Annotated in this window: 5 protein-coding genes; 1 reads left to right on the forward strand and 4 read right to left on the reverse strand. The window is 50.2% G+C overall.

Annotated features, from left to right (window positions below):
• Together Q0231_RS04845 and nth are read right to left on the reverse strand one after the other, a co-directional pair.
• The coding region (locus tag Q0231_RS04845; protein ID WP_299345779.1) for a PfkB family carbohydrate kinase at positions 1-420 on the reverse strand (420 nt) is incomplete at its 3' end.
• 68 nt (positions 421-488) lie between these two features.
• Positions 489-1,145 carry an endonuclease III gene (gene nth, locus Q0231_RS04850; RefSeq protein ID WP_299345782.1) on the reverse strand — a complete coding sequence of 219 codons (657 nt, stop codon included), beginning with the start codon at positions 1,143-1,145 and terminating at the stop codon, positions 489-491.
• A 159-nt stretch (positions 1,146-1,304) separates the two neighbouring features.
• On the opposite strand from nth, the gene Q0231_RS04855 reads away from it, so the two are divergent.
• Positions 1,305-2,177: a methylated-DNA--[protein]-cysteine S-methyltransferase gene (locus tag Q0231_RS04855; RefSeq protein ID WP_299345785.1), complete on the forward strand. Its 873-nt coding sequence runs from the start codon at positions 1,305-1,307 to the stop codon at positions 2,175-2,177.
• Between the two features lie 51 nt (positions 2,178-2,228).
• Here the strand turns inward: Q0231_RS04855 and Q0231_RS04860 are convergent, their stop codons facing one another.
• A complete protein-coding gene (locus tag Q0231_RS04860) occupies positions 2,229-2,846 on the reverse strand; it encodes a 2,3-bisphosphoglycerate-dependent phosphoglycerate mutase (protein ID WP_299345787.1) in 618 nt (205 codons plus the stop codon).
• A gap of 27 nt (positions 2,847-2,873) precedes the next feature.
• Positions 2,874-3,498 (reverse strand): 4-hydroxy-tetrahydrodipicolinate reductase (gene dapB, locus Q0231_RS04865; protein ID WP_299345790.1); only part of this gene is annotated, 625 nt, incomplete at its 5' end.

Below are 3,498 nucleotides of genomic sequence, written 5' to 3' on the forward strand. Positions count from 1 at the left end.
AAGCTCCTGACAGGCACCTAAATAGGTATTCATGGTGCGTTCCCCATCCGGGGTAATCACAATCATCGAACGGGCTGTGGAGGTGCCGTGGATCAGTGTGGGGGTATTGTAAAAAACACCGGCTTTTGTCAAATCTTTGCGATAAATTGTTCCAAGATCATCTTCGGCCACTTTGCCAATAAATGCGCCATTGCCCCCAAGCGAAGATACGCCAACCGCAGTGTTGCAGCATGAACCGCCTGAAATGTGCTGCGGCGTGCCGGGCAGGCGAGAATAAAGATATTCAGAACGTTCAGCATCCACCAAATGCATGATTGATTTGTCCATGCCTTCATTTTCCAAAAAGGCATCGTCGACCTTTGCAAACACATCAACAATCGCGTTGCCGATGGTGAGCACATCAAATTTGGCATCTGCCATATCGCTATTTCTCCAAAAAAGCTCGGGTTGCTTTTAGTGTGCTAGAGCCCTGCGTCAAGCAAGAACCCCTAAGCTTTTAGGACCTTGTCCTTAAATTTGCATTGATCAATGATCACACAATGATAGCACTCTGGCTTTCGTGCTTTGCAAATATAGCGGCCATGCAAAATCAGCCAGTGGTGGGCATGTTGCAAAAACTCCTTTGGAATGATCCGTTCCAGCAACAATTCAACTGCCAAAGGGGTTTTGCCTGGCGCAAGACCCGTGCGGTTTGAAATCCGGAACAGGTGTGTATCCACGGCAATAGTGGGCTGCCCGAATGCGATGTTGAGCACCACATTTGCGGTTTTTCGCCCCACACCAGGCAATGCTTCCAATTCTTCGCGAGTTTGCGGGACTTTTGATCCATGCTTGTCGATCAATTCCTTGCAAAGCGCATAAACATTCTTCGCCTTATTGCGGTAAAGCCCGATGGTCTTGATATAGTCGCGGATTGTCTCTTCGCCCAACGCATACATTTTCTCTGGCGTTGGAGCGACCTCAAACAAGGCTTTAGTGGCTTTGTTAACACCCACATCGGTCGCTTGTGCGCTTAAAACCACGGCCACCAGCAGGGTGAAATCGTTGACATAATCCAATTCACCCTCTGGCTCGGGGTTGCTCGCTTCAAAATTGGCGAACATTTGATGAATGGTCTGTTTGTTGAGGCGGGATCGTTTGGTCATATCATCGCTGGGTCAGATTAAAGTCCGTTGAATTAGGGCATGAGATTGGCGGAATGAAAAGGGCAAAATCTGTGTTTGGAAGCGGTACGCACAACCGATTACATACAATGTCAAAATCGGGTCGATTGTTGCGCCTAATCGAAGTAAGTTTGGTCCATTATGAACGATATGACACCTCTATCAACACAAGCAAGAGACTACTCGGTGATCACAAAAGTGATCGAGGAAATTTCCGCGCGCCCGGCGGACGAACACGACTTTGATGCACTTGCCCGTGATATGGGCATGTCACCTCGTCAACTTACAGCCTTGTTTAAACGCTGGGCGGGGCTAACCCCTAAAGCCTTTTCCCAATGCGTCACTTTGAACAGAGCCCGCCAAATGCTGAAAGAAAATGTGCCATTGCTCGACACCAGCTATGAGCTTGGCCTTTCCTCGGCGGCGCGGCTCTATGATTTGTTTGTCACCCATGATGCAATGCCACCGGGCGTTTATAAGGCCAAGGGCGAAGGTTTAGAAATCAGATATGGTTTTCATCCATCCCCTTTTGGGCAAGTATTGATCATGCTCACCGATTATGGCTTGGCGGGGCAGGCTTTTTGCGACGAGGGCGAAGAACGAGCCGCGTTAGAGGATATGACCCGGCGTTGGCCCAAAGCGATTTACCTAAAAGCACAACCAGATGAAATCCGCCGATGGGCCGAAAAGATCTTTGACCCCAAAAAATGGCACCAAGACCAACCCATTAAGATCGTGATGATCGGAACCGACTTTGAAGTGCGCGTGTGGCAAACTCTGTTGCGCATCAAACCGGGGCAAGCGACCAGCTATGGCGAAATCGCCACCCACATAGGCAACCCCAAAGCCGCCCGCGCCGTGGGCGCTGCTATCGGGCGTAATCCGATATCATTTGTGGTGCCATGCCATAGGGTGATAGGAAAAAACGCAAAACTCACCGGATATCACTGGGGTTTAACCCGTAAACAAGCGATTTTGGGTTGGGAAGCGGGGCTGGTAGAGGGCGCCGAATAGGATTTGCAGTGCAAACAAGAAAAAGGCGACCCTTGGGTCGCCTTGTAATGCTTAGTCGATGTTCTCAACGTTTGTCACGTTTCCATCAGCATCAAAATCATAAATGATCGGTTTGCCGGTAGCGATTTCGCGTTTGAGAATTTCCTCTGGGCTGAGATTCTCAAGCTTCATAACCAAAGCGCGCAGCGAGTTACCGTGCGCCGCCACCAATATTGTGCCACCATCAGCGACGCGTGGGGCAATTTCAGCCTCATAATAGGGGAGAACACGCTCTGCTGTATCTTTCAAGCTTTCACCCCCTGGAGGCGGCACATCAAACGAGCGGCGCCAAATGTGAACTTGTTCTTCGCCCCATTTCTTGCGGGCATCGTCTTTATTTAGCCCTGCAAGATCACCATAGTCGCGCTCATTCAACGCTTGGTTGCGAATAATCGTCATATTGACGATATCCATATTCTCAAGCATCAAATCCAGGGTGCGCTGGGCACGTGCCAAGGCGGACGTGTAGCAAACTTCTATCTCGTAGCCGCGTGATTTGAGCAATTTACCAGCAGCAATAGCTTCCTCAACGCCTTTTTCGGTCAGACCTGGGTTTTTCCAGCCTGTGAAGAGGTTTTTCAAGTTCCATTCGCTTTGTCCGTGACGAACCAAAATTAGTCTGCGATCCATAGTGGTGATATCCTTAAGGTAAGGGTCTTAAAGGCCAAGTACGTCGGCCATCGAATAAAGTCCGGGCGCTTTATCTTGCGCCCAAAGTGAAGCGTGAATAGCGCCATTTGCAAAAATCGAGCGGTCTTGGGCCGAGTGGCTTAATTCAATCCGCTCGTTGCTGCCTGCAAAGATAACAGAATGATCACCAATCACCGTGCCGCCGCGCAATGTGGCAAAGCCAATGTTGCCCGGCTTGCGCGCACCCGTAATCCCATCGCGAGATCGCACGGCGCTTTCAGCTAGATCGATTTGACGCCCCTCAGCTGCGGCTTCCCCAAGCATAAGGGCGGTGCCAGATGGTGCATCCACTTTCATGCGATGGTGCATTTCCAAAACTTCTATGTCAAAATCTTCAGGCAAGGCGGCCGCAGCCTTTTTGACCAACCCCATCAATAAATTGACGCCCAAAGACATATTGCCCGCCTTTACCAGACGACCTTTTCCGGTGAGGGCAGCGATCTCTTCGTCTTCTTCGCGCGTCCAACCTGTTGTGCCAATGACATGCACAAGTCCCAACTCATGGGCTTTTTTGGCATAATCAATGCTGACCTGTGGCGCGGTGAAATCAATAATTGCATCTGTGCCATCAAGGGCGGCGTCTACATCTGAG

The sequence above is a fragment of the uncultured Maritalea sp. genome, from assembly GCF_937139385.1.
Taxonomy (GTDB): Bacteria; Pseudomonadota; Alphaproteobacteria; order Rhizobiales; family Devosiaceae; genus Maritalea; species Maritalea porphyrae_A.